Origin of the sequence: Sphingosinicella xenopeptidilytica, assembly GCF_042676985.1 — a bacterium.
Classification (GTDB): Bacteria; Pseudomonadota; Alphaproteobacteria; order Sphingomonadales; family Sphingomonadaceae; genus Sphingosinicella; species Sphingosinicella xenopeptidilytica.
The window spans coordinates 229398-246331 of the sequence record NZ_JBHTIK010000005.1 but is presented as its reverse complement, the minus strand read 5'-3'; the positions used below and the strand labels follow the sequence as shown (position 1 = coordinate 246331).

Annotated in this window: 8 protein-coding genes and 1 other RNA gene; 2 read left to right on the top strand and 7 right to left on the bottom strand. The window is 64.7% G+C overall.

The genetic code is table 11. The features are described 5' to 3' along the window. The first annotated feature begins 78 nt into the window (after window positions 1–78). Both ACFQ00_RS09240 and ACFQ00_RS09235 read left to right on the top strand, forming a co-directional pair. The gene (locus tag ACFQ00_RS09240; RefSeq protein ID WP_381489347.1) at window positions 79–1830 is read left to right on the top strand and encodes a GGDEF domain-containing protein; all 1752 of its coding nucleotides are present in this window, start codon (window positions 79–81) and stop codon (window positions 1828–1830) included. A 1-nt stretch (window position 1831) separates the two neighbouring features. Continuing rightward, the gene (locus tag ACFQ00_RS09235) at window positions 1832–4459 is read left to right on the top strand and encodes a putative bifunctional diguanylate cyclase/phosphodiesterase (RefSeq protein WP_381489344.1); all 2628 of its coding nucleotides are present in this window, start codon (window positions 1832–1834) and stop codon (window positions 4457–4459) included. Between the two features lie 7 nt (window positions 4460–4466). Here the strand turns inward: ACFQ00_RS09235 and fumC are convergent, their stop codons facing one another. From fumC to rpoB, 7 genes are all read right to left on the bottom strand, one after another. After that, on the bottom strand, window positions 4467–5858 hold the full coding sequence (gene fumC, locus ACFQ00_RS09230; protein ID WP_381489341.1) for a class II fumarate hydratase: 1392 nt from the start codon (window positions 5856–5858) through the stop codon (window positions 4467–4469). Then, window positions 5855–6328: an SspB family protein gene (locus tag ACFQ00_RS09225; protein ID WP_374597510.1), complete on the bottom strand. Its 474-nt coding sequence runs from the start codon at window positions 6326–6328 to the stop codon at window positions 5855–5857. Before ACFQ00_RS09225 ends, fumC begins: the two co-directional genes overlap by 4 nt. Window positions 6329–6445: 117 nt before the next feature. Then, window positions 6446–6800, bottom strand: a transfer-messenger RNA (tmRNA) gene (gene ssrA / locus ACFQ00_RS09220). Further along, entirely contained in the window at window positions 6778–7935 is a 1158-nt protein-coding gene (locus ACFQ00_RS09215) for a glycosyltransferase family 4 protein (RefSeq protein WP_381489337.1), read from the bottom strand. The genes ssrA and ACFQ00_RS09215 overlap by 23 nt, the downstream gene beginning before the upstream one ends. 206 nt (window positions 7936–8141) lie before the next feature. Beyond that, window positions 8142–8285, bottom strand: coding sequence for a hypothetical protein (locus ACFQ00_RS09210; protein ID WP_381489334.1), 144 nt, complete (start codon window positions 8283–8285; stop codon window positions 8142–8144). 203 nt (window positions 8286–8488) lie between these two features. Beyond that, the gene (gene rpoC, locus ACFQ00_RS09205) at window positions 8489–12649 is read right to left on the bottom strand and encodes a DNA-directed RNA polymerase subunit beta' (RefSeq protein WP_381489331.1); all 4161 of its coding nucleotides are present in this window, start codon (window positions 12647–12649) and stop codon (window positions 8489–8491) included. Window positions 12650–12759: 110 nt separating this feature from the next. Next, on the bottom strand, window positions 12760–16905 hold the full coding sequence (gene rpoB / locus ACFQ00_RS09200) for a DNA-directed RNA polymerase subunit beta (protein WP_374597503.1): 4146 nt from the start codon (window positions 16903–16905) through the stop codon (window positions 12760–12762). Window positions 16906–16934: the final 29 nt, after the last annotated feature.

Below are 16934 nucleotides of genomic sequence, written 5' to 3'. Positions count from 1 at the left end.
GGTGAGCCACGGTCAAGATTGCGCAAAGAAGAACGTAATTAGCGAATCGTTATCATCCACTACGTTAACCTAAAGAGGATGCATGGTTTTTTCGGCATAACCGCCGTGTTCGCACGGCGCGGCCTGCTCCTGTTTGCGGGATTGCTTTTCTGTGCTCTGGCCATTTCATCGGCGGCGAACGCGCGGATTGCGCTCGATATCGGCACCGGCGCGTGCATTTTCCCCGATCACAAGGACCTAGGCCTTGCCGGCGCGATGGCGAGGGCCGCGCGCGACGATTGCCCGGGCGGGCTGTCCACGGGTGAGATGCGCGACAGCTGGCTGGTGAAATCCGGCCTCGAACTCACGCAGCATCCGGCAGAGCCCCTGTCCGTCCACGTCAAACAAACGCTTTTCGAAGAGGTTACGCTCTACGTCCGCTATGCGGACGGGTTCGTGTGGACGGTGCGCCATGATGCGGCCTCCGCCAGTCGTCACACCGAGCTTGGCGGCATGTTCCGGCTGCGCATTCCGTGGCGGGCAGGCACGATCGAAACCATCGCGCTGCACGCCGAGAATGTCGTCGACCCGCGCGGCGCCTTCGTTCGCCCCGCGGTGGAAAATGCCCGGGCGGAATCCATTGAAACCGAACGACAATCGCTGATCTACGGCCTGTTCGGCGGCGTGATCTTCGCCACCCTGTTCTTCAATCTCGTGCTGCTCGTGTGGCTGCGCTACGCGTTCCTCTTCTTCTACTGCGGCATGACCGCCGCAACCCTGCTCTATGGCCTCGCCGCATCCGGCATCCTGATGCGGATGCTTCCCGCGGGATTGCCGCCGATGCTGGGCAATGTCGCCGCAGAAGCTGTTCTGCCCGTGATGCTGTGGTTCGCGGTGGTCTTCACGATCACGCTGCTGGAACGCGGCACCGTTCACATGCGGCTGGCGATCACCGGCATCGCGCTTGCGACATTGCAGTGCGGCGCGGGCGTCATCGCGCTCATCACGCTGTTTCAGGCGCCGGAGCTGCTTCATATCCCGCTCGCCGTGGTCAACATCCTCGGCGCGCTCACGATGGCGCTGATCTTCCCGCTGGCGATCATCGCATGGCGCCGAGGCAGCCGCATCATCCTCATCTACACGGTGGCATGGGCGGTGCCCCTCGCCGGGGCCTTCGCCCGCATCCTTGTCGCGCTCGGCTTCGTCGAGACGAGCGCGTTCATCGAGGACAGCTATTTCTACGCGATGTGCCTGGAATGCGTGCTGAGCATGATCGGCATCGCCTACCGCATCTCCAACATTCGCGCCGAGCGCGACGAGGCCCGTGCCCGCGAGATCGAACTGACTTACCTCGCCGAAACCGACGCGCTGACCGGCCTTCTCAACCGCCGCGCCTTCATCGAATACGGCATCCGCAGGAGCGGCAAGGGCAAGCTGAAATCGCGGCTGCTGCTGATCGACATCGATCACTTCAAGACCGTCAACGACGGTTTCGGGCACGAGTTCGGCGACCGCGTGCTGCGCGAGGCCGGACGGCTGATCGAGAGCATCTCGCCGGTGGGCGCGGTCGTCGGCCGCCTCGGCGGCGAGGAATTCGCGCTCATCGTACCCTATAGCGAACGCGACGACAGCGCCGGCACGATCCTCCGCGCCTTCCGCGCGACGCCGATGACGGACGGCATTCGCATCACCGTCAGCATCGGCTCCGCATCCGGCATCATCGCCGACGACCGCACATGGCGGCACGTCTACCGGCGCGCCGACACAGCGCTATACGAGGCCAAGAGGACCGGGCGCGACCGGCACGTCGCCGCCGCCGGGCCCGACCCTTCGGTCGCGACGGCGGCCTGACATGCGCAGCCGCCCCGCCAAGCCGATCCGTGATACCGTAGGCGGCGATCCTGCCGCCAATCTTCGCGAGCCCCGGAACTGGCTGGCCGGCATCGCGCTGCCCCGCCTCGGCTCGCGCAGCGAGATCGCCAACACGCATCGGCAGCTGCTCGATCTCCGCCCCACGATTCCGCTGTTCGCCGCGATCGGAGCGCTGATCTGGGCGGGCGTCACGCTGTGGCACGTGCCGCTCACTGCATCGATCCAGGGCGCATGGCTTGCAGCGGGCGGCGTGCTGACGACATTGTTCGCCGTGTTCGGGCTGCGCGAAGCCCAGCCGAAGGCGGGCGAGGTCGCCGATACGGCGCGGGGTCTCGTGACGCTGAGCGCCGCGGCGGGGCTCCTTTGGAGCACGCTTCCGGTCATCAGCGACATCCCGTTTGCGCTCGTTCTTTCCATTTCGATGCTTGTGCTCGGCATCGTTGCCCTCTCCCCGATGCCGCTTGCGGCGATGGCCTATATGGTCGCGTTCGCGGTCACGCTCGTCACCCGGCTCGATGGCTTCGCCTCGTCGGCGGCGGCGGTCGTCGTGCTGTCGGGCGCGCTCACGCTCTACCTCGCGGGGCGGCGCACGCTCATCGAGCGCGTCGAGGGATCGATGCGCGATCTCGGCGAACAGCGCGTACGGCGCCTCTGCGCGACATTCGAGACCTGCGGCAGCGGCTGGTTCTGGGAAACCGACGTCGACGGCCGGATCACCTATATCTCGCCCTCGTTCGGCGCGGCACACGGCACCACGAACGAGCTGCTGATCGGGCGCCCGCTTGGGGATATCATCTCGCTCGAGGTGGAAGACCCGGACGAGGCGGCGACCTCGCTGCGGACGCTTGAGTTCCATCTGCAGGGCAAGCTGCCGTTTCACGATGTGGTGATTCCCGTGCTGTTCCCGCTCGGTATCCAGTGGTGGTCGATCGCGGGCACGCCGATCTACAGCCAGCACGGCCATTTCGAGGGCTTCACCGGGATCGGCGGCGATCTTACCGACGTACGCCGATCCGAAGACCGCGCCATGCGCCTCGCGCGCTTCGATGCGCTCACCGGCCTTGCGAACCGCATCACCATCCGCGAGACGCTGGAAACCGCGCTCCTCAGCCACGGCGGCGTCGTGCCGCATCGCTGCGCGCTGCTGCTGCTCGATCTCGATCGCTTCAAATCGGTGAACGACACGCTCGGCCACCCCGTGGGCGACAAGCTGCTCGAACAGGTCGCCGACCGGCTCGGCACGCTCGTCGGCGCGGACGGCCGCGTCGGGCGGCTCGGCGGCGACGAGTTCGCGATCGTCGTGCGCGATGCCGAAACGATGGGCGGACTTTCCGCCTTCGCCCAGCGCATCATCGACTATCTGTCTGCACCCTACACGGTGGAGGGGCATCGCATCATCATCGGCGCCAGCGTCGGCATCGCCATCGGCCCCGACAACGGCCACAGCGTCGACGCGCTGATGCGCAACGCCGACCTCGCGCTCTACGCGGCGAAATCGGACGGGCGCGGCAAGCACCGCTTCTACGAGGGCGGGATGCACCGCAATGCCGAGACGCGGCGGCAGATCGAGAACGACCTGCGCGGCGCGCTCGTCGGCAACGGACTGTCGCTCAATTTCCAGCCGATCGTCGAGACGGCGAGCGAAGCGCTCGTCGGCTTCGAGGCGCTGGTGCGCTGGCACCATCCGCGCCACGGCGAGATCTCGCCCGCGAGTTTCATTCCGATCGCCGAGGAAACCGGCCTCATCGACGGCATCGGCGAGTGGGTGCTGCGGAACGCCTGCATGGTCGCGGCGAAGTGGCCCGAGCACATCGGCATCGCCGTCAACCTCTCGCCCATCCAGGTGACGAACCCCGAACTGCCGACGCTGGTGATGAACGCGCTCGCACAGGCCGGCCTTGCGCCCGAGCGGCTGGAACTGGAGATCACCGAAAGCGTCTTCCTCGAGGAGAACCCGGCGACGCGCGCCACGCTGCAGCGCCTTGGCGCGATCGGCGTGCGGCTGACGCTCGACGATTTCGGCACCGGCTATTCGGGCTTCGCCTATCTCACCAAGGCACCCTTCAAGAAGATCAAGATCGACCGCTCGTTCGTCTCCGGCGCGGCCGAGCGCGGCGGGCAGAAGGCCGCGATCGTGAAGGCGATCGTGGCGCTTGCCGACAGTCTCGGCATGATCACCACAGCCGAAGGCGTCGAGACGCACGACGATCTCGACATCATCCGCCGCATCGGCTGCACGCAGGTGCAGGGCTTCATCTTCGGCAAGGCCGTGCCCTGGGCCGAGGCGGGCATCCTAGCGCGCTCCGAAGCGCCGATCGCGCCGAACGGCGTGAAATCGAACCGGCCGCGCCGTATCGCCATGCTGCGACGCGCGACGATCCTGCACAACGGCCGCAGGCGAAGCGCCCGGCTGCGTAACACTTCGGATACCGGCGCGATGTTCGAGGCGCGCTGGCTGCCAAGGCCGGATGACCGCGTGACCACCTTCGTCGAAGGGCAGCAGCCTCGCTCGGGCATCGTGCGATGGGTGGAGGAAGACCGGTTCGGCATCCACTACGACGAGCAGATCATCGCATCCGACATCGAAAACGAAGAACGCGCCGCCTAACGGGCCCCTAGCGTCCGGGCGCCAGCATCGTTTCCGGGCGGACGAGGGCGCGGAAGCGCGTCTCGTCGATAAGATCCAGAGCTTTCGCGGCTTCCAGCAAGGTCAGCCCATGCTTGTGCGCGTGCTTGGCGATCGCGGCAGCATTATCGTAGCCGATCTCCGGCGCAAGCGCCGTCACCAGCATCAGCGAGCGCTCGACGAGGTCAGCGATCCGTTCGCGGTTGGGCTCGATCCCCACGACGCAGCGATCCGCGAAACTCACGGATGCGTCGGCGATGAGGCGGATCGACTGCAGCACGTTATAGGCGATCACCGGCTTGAAGACATTGAGCTCCATGTGCCCCTGCGCGCCGCCCACGGTGACGGAGACGTGATTGCCCATCACCTGCGCGGCCACCATCGTCAGCGCCTCGGCCTGCGTCGGGTTCACCTTGCCCGGCATGATCGAACTGCCGGGCTCGTTTTCCGGGAGGGAGAGCTCGCCGAGCCCCGAACGCGGCCCGGAGCCGAGCAGACGGATATCGTTCGCGATCTTGTTGAGACTGACGGCGAGCACGTTGAGCGCGCCCGACAGCTCCACCATCGTATCGTGCGTGGCGAGCGCCTCGAACTTGTTGGGCGCCGTTTCGAACGGCAGGCCGGAAAGTCGCGCGAGTTCGTTCGCGATGCCCTCGGCGAAGCCTTCGGGCGCGTTGAGGCCGGTGCCGACCGCCGTGCCGCCCTGCGCCAACCGGTACAACCGCGGCAGCACCGCCTCAGCGCGCGCAATGCCATCCGTGAGCTGTTGCGCGTAGCCCGAGAATTCCTGCCCCAGCGTCACCGGCGTCGCGTCCTGAAGGTGCGTGCGGCCGATCTTCACGATGTCCGCGAACGCCTCCGCTTTCGCCGCCAGCGCCGCGTGCAGGTGTCGGAGCGCCGGAATCAGCCGTTCGTTCACCTCGCGCGCCGCAGCGACGTGCATTGCGGTCGGGAACGTGTCGTTCGAGCTTTGCGAGGCGTTGACGTGATCGTTCGGGTGCACCGGCACCTTGCCGCCGCGCGTGCCGGTAAGGATCTCGTTGGCGCGGCCGGCGATCACCTCGTTGGCGTTCATGTTGCTCTGCGTACCCGAACCAGTCTGCCAGACGACGAGCGGGAACTGATCGTCACGCTTTCCCGCCGCAACCTCGGCAGCGGCCTCGATGATCGCGGGCGCGAGATTGTTGTCGAGCACGCCGAGCTCGGCGTTCACATAGGCTGCGGCCTGCTTGATGAGGCCGAGCGCGCGCACCAACGGCACGGGCATCCGCTCGCCGCCGATGGGAAAATTGCCGATGGAGCGCTGCGTCTGCGCCCCCCAGTAGGCCGAGGCGGGTACGTCGATCGGCCCGAAACTGTCGGTTTCGACGCGCGTGCTCATTTCTTCCGGAAGGCGTCGAGCGTCACCACGTTCGAACCGTCGCCGCTTTCGGGCGGCGTGGGCTCAGGTTCCGGCTCCGGCGCGGGCGGCGTGACACCCTCGGGCGTCGGAAACTGCAGCGCGAACTCCACCGAAGGATCGTGAAACCCCGTGATCGCCGTGTAGGGAATCGAAAGCTTGGTCGGCACCTGGTTGAACGAAAGGCCGATCTCGAAGTGCTCACGATCGACTTTCAGCTCCCAATAGCGGTGCTGGATGACGATCGTCATCTCGTCCGGATAGCGCTGGCGCAGATGCACCGGTATCTCGACGCCGGACGCACCGGTCTTGAAGGCAATGTAGAAATGGTGGTTGCCGGGCAGGCCGCCATCGGTCTCTACCCGTTTCAGAACGCCGTACACGACGCCGCGCAGCGCATCCTGCACGATCTCGTCATACGGGATCAGGCTTTCCGGTGTTTCGGCGTTCATGCGGCCCTCTTTGTCACAAGGGCACTTGGTGGCGCGGCGCCGCGGCGCGGTCAAGCCTGTCTTCCGATGAAGCGTGAAAGTGGGGAGCTTCTGTTGCCCGGCGCTCCCCGTGCCGCTGGTGTCCGCTTCTGTTGCCCGGTGCGGCCCGAACCGCGCTAAGCTCTGTAACCTATTCCCCGAAGGGCTTCAGTTACGCGGCAAGAGCGAATGCCTCGTTGTCGTTGGCATTTGTAGGTTTTGAACGGTTTTACGGCGCATTCAGGCCGGGCGAAGAAAACCGTCTTTCAGCACACGTCGATCCTAGTTCGGCCCCATGTCCGGACAGGCCGCTCTAGCCTGCCCGGCGAAACTGGTGGAGCCGCCGGGTACCGCCCCCGGGTCCGCTGTACCTATTTCACGGCATCATTTATCGCCATAGCCGCCCGAAGACGGCAACACCCATATAGGGGCTACGCGCGCGCTTTTGAAGAGCGTCGTGCGACAACGGTGCGATAACGCTGCAACAGTGCACCGTTGATCGTATCCCAATCGAAGCGCTTGCTGATCTCGCGGCCCGCTTTCCCGGCCGCCGTGCGGCTTTCCGGATCGGCGATATAGGCAGCGAGCGCATCCGCCGATTCCTGTATGTCATCGGGCGTCGTCAGTTGCCCGTTGAGGCCCGGTGTCACGAGGCTGAGGCTGCCGGTCGCACGCGCCGCGACCACGGGCAGGCCGCTCGCCATCGCTTCCAGCGTCACATTGCCGAACGTCTCCGTGGACGACGGATTGAACATCACGTCGGCCGACGCATAAGCACGCGCCAGCGCCTCGCCCGACTGGAAGCCGAGGAAGATGCCCTGCGGCGCCTGCGCCTCGATCCACGGCCGCGCCGGTCCGTCCCCCACGAACAGTGCCTTGTAGGGCACGTCGCGCGCGTCCAGCTCCGCAAGCGTCGCTGCGAACGTATCGAGGCCTTTCTCGAGCACCAGACGGCCTACGAACAGGATCACCATGTCCTCGTCGGCGATGCCGAGGCTCCGCCGCCATTCCATGTCGCGCCGGTCCGGGCGATAAAGATCGCCGTCGATGCCGCGGCTCCAGATATGGACGTTACGGCTCATACGCTGATCGGTGAGCACGGCCGCCATGCTTTCCGAGGGCGCATAGATCTCCACGCAGCGCCGGTAGAGGCGGCGGAGCACGGCCTCGATCACCGTCTGCATCCAGTGCATCCGATAGTAGCGGAAATAGGTTTCGAAGCGCGTGTGGACGGACGCGACCGCCGGCTTCCCGCGCGACCGTGCCCATGCGACGGCGCGGTGGCCGATGATGTCGGGCGAAGCGATGTGGACGATGTGCGGATCGAAGGCCTTGAGATCCGCCTTCACGCCGCCGATGCCGAGCCCCAACCGGTATTCGCCGCGCCCCGGGATCGGCACGGACGGGATCGAAACGAGGTCGCCCGTCGGTGCGAACGCCGGAGTCTCGATGGTCGGCGAATACACACGAACCGCGACGCCCTGCCGCAGCAGGTAGCCGACGAGCCGGTTGAGCGCCTGGTTGGCGCCGTCCTTCACATAGTTGTAGTTGCCCGAAAACAGGGCGACCCTGAGATCGCTGCTAGGCAATATGTCGCTCCGCATCGTGAAAGCGCCGGACGTTAATCGATCTGCGGAGCAAATTCCAACAGGCGTCCATGGACTTCGACAGGCTCCGGCGGCGTTGGCCCCGCCTTTCGGGCCTCGCCGCCTCCGATGCAACCCTGAAAGTCACATTGATATCCGGCCGATGCCGGAACCCCCACCGGTGAGGGATGCGCGCAACAGCGCGACGTTCAGCCCTGCCGCTGGCTTTCGTCCTTGTCCGTGGTCTCGTCGCCGAAATCCATCCGGCTGAGTGTCCGGCGGCCCGGCGCCGGCGGCGCCAGCAGCGCAGCAAGGAGCAACGCACCAACCACACCCGCTACCCACCAGAGCATCGGCCCACCTCCTGTCCCCTGTCCCGCGATGGGACAAGCACGGATCGTGCCATCCTGGCCGGAGGGCAGAAATCCAGCCTTTCGACTTCCTGAGGCGCAGCGACTCCTGACACCGGTGTAAAGAGCGCCGACGCCTTAGAGCCCGAAACGAAAGAGGCCCCGCCGGTTTCCCGACGAGGCCTCTTTCATCATGACACGAAACGTCAGGCGTCGACGGTTTCGCCGACCGCGGTCTGCCCCGCATCCAGCACCCGCTTCTGACGGGCACGGAGCTGCGCGTCGCGGCTCGATGCCGCAATGCGCGCGCGGGCGAGCGCGGCGCCGGTGCCGGCCGGGATCAGACGGCCGACGATAACGTTCTCCTTGAGACCCATCAGCGTGTCCGACTTGCCCTGCACCGACGCTTCGGTGAGCACGCGCGTCGTTTCCTGGAACGAGGCCGCCGAGATGAACGACCGCGTCTGCAGCGACGCCTTGGTGATGCCGAGCAGGATGGGCTTGCCCACCGCCGGATCGCGGCCTTCCTTCGTGGCCTTGATGTTCTCCTCGTTCAGCTCCTCGATATCGATCTGCTCACCGACGAGCAGCGTGGTGCCGCCCGAGTCGGTGATCTCGACCTTCTGCAGCATCTGGCGAACAATCACCTCGATGTGCTTGTCGTTGATCTTCACGCCCTGGAGCCGGTAGACCTCCTGGATCTCCCAGACCAGATATTCGGCGAGGGCCTCCACGCCCAGCACGTCCAGAATGTCGTGCGGATCGGGGTTGCCATCGAGCAGGTAGTCGCCGCGGCGCACGAAGTCGCCTTCCTGCACCGAGATGTGCTTGCCCTTCGGGATCATGTACTCGACCGCATCCGAACCATCTTCCGGGTGGATGATGATGCGACGCTTGGTCTTGTAGTCCTTGCCGAACTCGATGCGACCATCACAGCGCGCGATGACCGCATTGTCCTTCGGTTTGCGCGCCTCGAACAGCTCCGCGACGCGCGGCAGACCGCCGGTGATGTCGCGGGTCTTCGCGGCCTCGCGCGGAATACGCGCGATCACGTCGCCCGCTTCCACCTTCTGGCCTTCGTTCACCGAGAGAATGGCATCCACCGACAGCATGTAGCGGCCGGCTTCGCCCGACGTCTCGTCAAGCAACGTGATGCGCGGACGCAGATCGCCGGACTTCGGCTGGCTACGCCAGTCGATCACCATCTTGTTGGTGATGCCGGTGGCCTCGTCGACGTTTTCGGTCAGCGAGACACCCTCGATCAGATCCTGATACTTCACCGTACCCGATTTGTCGGTGATCACCGGCAGCGTGTACGGATCCCACTCGGCCAGACGATCGCCCTTCGACACGATATGCCCCGGCGCGTTCGCGAGGATCGAGCCGTACGGGATGCGGTGCACCGAACGCTCGCGGCCGTCCATGTCGACGATCGCGAGTTCGCCGTTGCGGCTCATCGCGATGTGACGGCTGCGGCTGTCGGTGATCGTGTCAAGATTGCGGTGCTCGATCGTACCGTCGAAGCTCGCTTCCAGCGTCGACTGCTCGGAGACCTGCGCCGCGCCACCGATGTGGAAGGTACGCATCGTCAGCTGCGTGCCCGGCTCGCCGATCGACTGCGCCGCGATAACGCCAACGGCCTCGCCGATGTTGACCGGCGTACCGCGTGCAAGATCGCGTCCGTAGCAGGCGCCGCAGACACCCTGGCGGGTTTCGCAGACCAGCGGCGAACGAATGAGCACCGACTGCGGGGCTGCCGCCTCGACGATTGCCGTCTCGGCTTCGGTGAGCAGCGTGCCAGCCGGCATCACCACTTCGTTCGTCTTGTGATCGACGACGTCCGCGGCCAGCGTGCGGCCGAGGATGCGTTCGCCGAGCGAGACGATGGTGGTGCCGCCTTCGACGATGGCCTTGATGGTCAGCGCGTTGTCGGTGCCGCAATCGTCCTCGATCACCACGCAATCCTGCGACACGTCGACGAGACGGCGGGTGAGGTAACCCGAGTTCGCCGTCTTGAGCGCAGTGTCGGCGAGACCCTTGCGGGCGCCGTGCGTGGAGTTGAAGTATTCAAGGACGGTGAGGCCTTCCTTGAAGTTCGAGATGATCGGCGTTTCGATGATCTCGCCCGAAGGCTTGGCCATCAGGCCGCGCATACCCGCGAGCTGCTTCATCTGCGCCTGCGAACCGCGGGCGCCCGAGTGTGCCATCATGTAGATCGAGTTGATCGGCATCTCGCGGCCGTTCGCGTCGACCGGACGCGCCGAAATGCGCGCCATCATCGCGTCGGCAACGCGGTCACCGCAACGCGCCCACGCGTCGACGACCTTGTTGTACTTCTCGCCCTGCGTGATCAGACCATCCTGATACTGCTGCTCGAAGTCCTTCACGAGCGCACGCGTCTCGTCGACCATCCCTTCCTTCTCGTCCGGGATCACCATGTCGTCCTTGCCGAACGAGATGCCGGCCATGCAGGCGTGACGGAAGCCGAGGCCCATGATCGCATCGGCGAACAGCACGGTCTCCTTCTGGCCGCACTCGCGGTAGACGGTGTCGATGACGTCCGCGATCTCCTTCTTGGTGAGGAGACGGTTGACGATCTCGAACGGCGCCTTGTGGTTCTTCGGCAGACACTCGCCGAGCAGCATACGGCCCGGCGTGGTTTCGACCCGCTTCATGTAGGTCTTGCCATCCTCGGACGTCTGCGGAACGCGGCTGACGATCTTCGAGTGCAGCGTGACCGCCTTGGCATTCAGCGCCTGGTGCACTTCCGACATGTCGGAGATCAGCATCCCCTCGCCCGGCTCGCCCTTGCGCTCCATCGAGAGGTAGTAAAGGCCAAGGATCATGTCCTGCGACGGCACGATGATCGGCTTGCCGTTCGCGGGGCTGAGGATGTTGTTCGTGGACATCATCAGCACGCGCGCTTCGAGCTGCGCCTCAAGCGACAGCGGAACGTGCACGGCCATCTGGTCACCGTCGAAGTCGGCGTTGAACGCCGAGCAGACGAGCGGGTGCAGCTGGATCGCCTTGCCTTCGATCAGCACGGGCTCGAACGCCTGGATGCCGAGGCGGTGGAGCGTCGGCGCGCGGTTCAGGAGGACCGGGTGCTCGCGAATGACTTCGTCGAGGATGTCCCAGACTTCCTTGCGCTCTTTCTCCACCCACTTCTTCGCCTGCTTCAGGGTCATGGAGAGACCCTTCGCGTCGAGGCGCGAGTAGATGAACGGCTTGAACAGCTCGAGCGCCATCTTCTTCGGCAGGCCGCACTGGTGGAGCTTGAGCTCCGGACCCGTGACAATCACCGAACGGCCCGAGTAGTCGACACGTTTGCCGAGCAGGTTCTGGCGGAAGCGGCCCTGCTTGCCCTTGAGCATGTCCGACAGCGATTTCAGCGGACGCTTGTTGGCGCCGGTGATGACGCGGCCGCGGCGGCCGTTGTCGAACAGCGCATCGACGGCTTCCTGAAGCATACGCTTTTCGTTGCGGACGATGATGTCCGGCGCGCGCAGCTCGATGAGCCGCTTCAGGCGGTTGTTGCGGTTGATGACACGGCGGTAGAGGTCGTTCAGATCCGACGTCGCGAAGCGGCCGCCGTCGAGCGGCACGAGCGGACGCAGTTCCGGCGGGATCACCGGAACGACGTTCAGGATCATCCACTCCGGACGGTTGCCCGATTCAAGGAAGCTCTCGATGACCTTCAGGCGCTTGATGATCTTCTTCGGCTTCAGCTCGGACTTGGTGACCGCGAGCTCTTCGAGAAGCAGCTTCTTCTCGCCTTCGAGATCGAGGCTTTCGAGCAGCTTCTGGATCGCCTCGGCGCCGATGCCGGCGGTGAAGGCATCCTCGCCGTGCTCATCCTGCGCAGCGAAAAGCTCTTCCTCGGTGAGAAGCTGATAGCGCTCCAGCGAGGTGAGGCCCGGCTCGATGACGATGAACTGTTCGAAGTAAAGAACACGCTCCAGCTGCTTGAGCTGGATGTCGAGCAACATGCCGATGCGGCTCGGCAGCGACTTCAGGAACCAGATGTGCGCGACCGGCGCGGCGAGCTCGATATGGCCCATGCGCTCGCGGCGAACCTTCGAGACAGTGACCTCGACGCCGCACTTCTCGCAGACGATGCCCTTGTACTTCATGCGCTTGTACTTGCCGCACAGGCACTCGTAGTCCTTGATCGGACCGAAGATGCGGGCGCAGAACAGGCCGTCGCGCTCGGGCTTGAACGTCCGGTAGTTGATCGTCTCCGGCTTCTTGATCTCGCCGAACGACCACGAGCGAATCCGCTCCGGGCTCGCCAGACCGATACGGATCTGGTCGAAGGTCTCCGGCTTCGCCGCCGGGTTGTAGAAGTTCATCAGTTCCTGGTTCATACCGCCTCCAGATCAGCCCCCGCGCCTTCGCTGCGAGGGAGGGGCCCAAGCCTTGCTTGGGAGGAAGAGGGGCACGGGCCGCCGAAAATGGCCCCTCTTCCCGTGTTGCTTTACTCGGCCGCGATGGCTTTCGCCTCGGCTTCGTCGTCCTCGCTGTTGCGCAGCTCGACGTTGAGGCCGAGCGAGCGCATTTCCTTGACGAGCACGTTGAAGCTTTCGGGGATGCCGGCCTCGAACGTGTCGTCACCCTTGACGATCGATTCGTAGACCTTGGTACGGCCGGCGACGTCATCCGACTTCACCGTCAGCATTTCCTGCAGCGTGTACGCCGCGCCGTAAGCCTGCAGCGCCCACACTTCCATCTCACCGAAGCGCTGACCGCCGAACTGAGCCTTACCACCCAGCGGCTGCTGGGTGACGAGGCTGTACGGCCCGATCGAACGCGCGTGGATCTTGTCGTCGACGAGGTGGTGCAGCTTCAGCATGTAGATGTAGCCGACGGTCACCTTACGGTCGAACATCTCGCCCGTGCGGCCATCGTACAGCTCCACCTGACCCGACCGGTCGAGACCGGCAAGGCTCAGCATGTCCGCCACATCCGCTTCGCGGGCGCCATCGAACACCGGCGTCGCCATCGGCACGCCCGCTGCGAGGTTGGAGGCAAGCTCAAGCAGCTCATCGTCGGACTGGCCGTCGATCTCTGCGTTGTACTGCTGGCCGTAGATGGCCTTCAGCTTGTCGCGCAGGCCCTTGGCGTCGTCCTTGTCGAGACCCTGCGCCTTGACGTGGATGTCTTCCAGCATGGCGCTGATCTGACGCCCGAGACCGCGCGCGGCCCAGCCGAGGTGGGTTTCGAAGATCTGACCGACGTTCATGCGCGAAGGCACGCCGAGCGGGTTCAGCACGATATCCACATGCGTGCCGTCGTCGAGGAACGGCATGTCCTCGATCGGCAGAATGCGGCTGATGACCCCCTTGTTGCCGTGACGTCCGGCCATCTTGTCGCCCGGCTGCAGCTTGCGCTTCACCGCAACGAAGACCTTCACCATCTTCAGCACGCCCGGCAGCATTTCGTCGCCGCGCTGCAGCTTTTCGACCTTCTCGGCAAAGCGGCGGTCGAGGCTCTTCAATGCCTCTTCCCACTGCGCCTTCATCGCCTCGATGTCGGATTGGCGCTTGTCGTCCTCGACAGCGAACTTCCACCATTCGCGACGCGGCTGCTCATTCAGGATCGCGTCGTCGATAACGGCGCCCTTCTTGATGCCCTTCGGCGCTGCGGTGGTCGCCTGGCCGAGCAGCACGTCCTTCAGACGCGCATAGGAGGCTCGATCGAGAATGGCGCGCTCGTCGTCGCGATCCTTCTCGAGCCGTTCGATCTCCTCGCGCTCGATCTGGAGCGCGCGCTCGTCCTTGTCGATGCCGTGGCGGTTGAACACGCGCACTTCGACGACCGTTCCGGCAACGCCCGGCGGCAGCTTGAGCGAGGTGTCACGCACATCGCTCGCCTTTTCGCCGAAGATGGCGCGGAGCAGCTTTTCTTCCGGCGTCATCGGGCTTTCGCCCTTCGGCGTGATCTTGCCGACGAGAATATCGCCCGGCTCCACCTCGGCGCCGATGTAGACGATGCCCGCCTCGTCGAGGTTGCGGAGCGCTTCCTCGCCGACGTTCGGAATGTCGCGCGTGATGTCCTCCGGCCCGAGCTTCGTGTCGCGGGCCATCACCTCGAACTCTTCGATGTGGATCGAGGTGAAGACGTCGTCCTTCACGATCCGCTCGGAGATGAGGATGGAGTCTTCGTAGTTGTAGCCGTTCCACGGCATGAACGCGACGAGCACGTTCCGCCCCAGAGCCAGCTCTCCAAGCTGCGTCGAGGGACCGTCGGCGATGATATCACCGCGGCGCACCACGTCGCCCACCTTCACCAGCGGACGCTGGTTGATGCAGGTGTTCTGGTTCGAACGCTGGAACTTGTGCAGCGTGTAGATGTCGACGCCCGACTTACCAGCGTCTTCCTCTTCCGTCGCGCGGATAACGATACGCGTGGCGTCGACCTGGTCGATGATGCCCGTGCGCCGCGCAGCGATCGCGGCACCCGAATCGCGTGCCACCGTGCCTTCCATGCCGGTGCCGACGAACGGCGCCTCGGCACGGAGCAGCGGCACGGCCTGACGCTGCATGTTCGATCCCATGAGCGCGCGGTTGGCGTCGTCGTTCTCAAGGAACGGGATCAACGATGCCGCAACCGACACGAGCTGCTTGGGGCTGACGTCCATCAGCGTGATGTGGTCGCGCGGTGCGATCAGGAACTCGCCGGCCTCGCGGGCCGAAACCAGTTCCTCGACAAAGCGACGCTCACCATCGAGCTCGGCGTTCGCCTGCGCGATCGTGTGCTTCGCCTCTTCCATCGCCGACAGATAGATGACGTCGTTCGTCACCTTGCCGTCGATGACCTTGCGGTACGGCGTTTCGATGAAGCCATACTTGTTGACGCGGCTGAACGTCGCGAGGCTGTTGATGAGACCGATGTTCGGGCCTTCCGGCGTTTCGATCGGGCAGATACGGCCATAGTGCGTCGGGTGAACGTCGCGCACCTCGAAGCCCGCGCGCTCGCGGGTGAGACCGCCCGGCCCGAGCGCCGAAACGCGGCGCTTGTGCGTCACTTCGGAGAGCGGGTTCGTCTGGTCCATGAACTGCGAGAGCTGCGAGGAACCGAAGAATTCACGCACCGCGGCCACAGCCGGCTTCGCGTTGATGAGGTCGTTCGGCATCGTCGTTTCGATATCGACCGACGACATGCGCTCCTTCACGGCGCGCTCCATGCGGAGCAGGCCGACGCGATACTGGTTCTCCAACAGCTCGCCCACCGAACGCACGCGGCGGTTGCCAAGATTGTCGATGTCGTCGATGTCGCCCTTGCCGTCCTTCAGCTCGACGAGCGTCTTCACAACCGCAAGAATGTCTTCATTGCGGAGCGTCGTAACCGTGTCCTCGGCGTCGAGGTCGAGGCGCATGTTCATCTTCACGCGGCCCACGGCCGAGAGGTCGTAGCGCTCCGGATCGAAGAACAGGCCGGCGAACATGCCTTCCGCCGTCTCGCGCGTCGGCGGCTCGCCGGGGCGCATGACGCGGTAGATCTCGGCGAGCGCATGATCGCGCTCTTCCACCTTGTCCGCCATCAGCGTGTTGCGCATCCACGCGCCGATGTTGACATGGTCGATGTCGAGCAGGTCGATGTCGCCGATCCCGGCGGCGTCGAGCTTGGCGAGGTTCTCTTCCGTCACCTCGTCACCGGCCTCGATGTAGATCTCGCCGGTCTTGTCGTTGACGAGGTCGAACGCCGAATAGCGCCCGAAGATTTCCTCGGTCGGGATCAACAGCTCGGTGAGGCCGTCGTTCTCCGCCTTCTTGGCGGCGCGCGGCGTGATCTTCTTGCCCTGCTCGAAGACGATCTCGCCCGACTTCGCGTCGACGATATCGAACATCGGCTTGTTGCCGCGCCACTGATCGGCAAGGAACGGCACCTTCCAGCCGCCCTCGGCGCGCTTGTAGGTCACGCGGCCGTAGAACTGGTTGAGGATGTCCTCGCTGTTCATGCCGAGCGCATAGAGCAGCGTCGTCACGGGCAGCTTGCGCTTGCGGTCGATGCGGACGTTCACGATGTCCTTGGCATCGAACTCGAAGTCGAGCCACGAGCCGCGATACGGGATGACGCGCGCGGCAAACAGGAACTTGCCCGAGCTGTGCGTCTTGCCGCGGTCGTGATCGAAGAACACGCCCGGTGAACGGTGCATCTGCGAAACGATCACGCGCTCGGTGCCGTTCACGATGAACGTGCCGTTCTCGGTCATGAGCGGCATGTCGCCCATGTAGACGTCCTGCTCCTTGATATCGAGGACGGAGCGGCTTTCCGTATCGGGATCGATTTCGAACACGATGAGGCGCAGCGTCACGCGCATCGGCGCCGCATAGGTCATGCCGCGCTGACGGCACTCATCGGTGTCGTACTTGGGCGCTTCAAGCTCGTAGTTGACGAAATCCAGCTCGGCGGTGCCGGCGAAGTCGCGGATCGGGAACACCGACCGCAGCGTCTTTTCAAGGCCCGAAACATAGCCGCGCGACGGATCGGAGCGCAGGAACTGCTCGTACGATTCGCGCTGCACCTCAATGAGGTTCGGCATCTGCACGACTTCGGCGATGTGCCCGAAGACCTTGCGGATACGCTTTTTACCGGTGAAGGATTTCGCCTGGGTGGCCATGCTGTTTGTCGCCCTTGCTCTTCAAATGT

Coding starts and splice junctions, on each gene's coding strand:
- ACFQ00_RS09240 (WP_381489347.1), top strand. CDS start 79: ATGCATGGTTTTTTCGGCATAACCGCCGTGTTCGCACGGCGCGGCCTG.
- ACFQ00_RS09225 (WP_374597510.1), bottom strand. CDS start 6,328: ATGAACGCCGAAACACCGGAAAGCCTGATCCCGTATGACGAGATCGTG.
- rpoB (WP_374597503.1), bottom strand. CDS start 16,905: ATGGCCACCCAGGCGAAATCCTTCACCGGTAAAAAGCGTATCCGCAAG.
- ACFQ00_RS09210 (WP_381489334.1), bottom strand. CDS start 8,285: ATGCTCTGGTGGGTAGCGGGTGTGGTTGGTGCGTTGCTCCTTGCTGCG.
- fumC (WP_381489341.1), bottom strand. CDS start 5,858: ATGAGCACGCGCGTCGAAACCGACAGTTTCGGGCCGATCGACGTACCC.
- ACFQ00_RS09235 (WP_381489344.1), top strand. CDS start 1,832: ATGCGCAGCCGCCCCGCCAAGCCGATCCGTGATACCGTAGGCGGCGAT.
- rpoC (WP_381489331.1), bottom strand. CDS start 12,649: ATGAACCAGGAACTGATGAACTTCTACAACCCGGCGGCGAAGCCGGAG.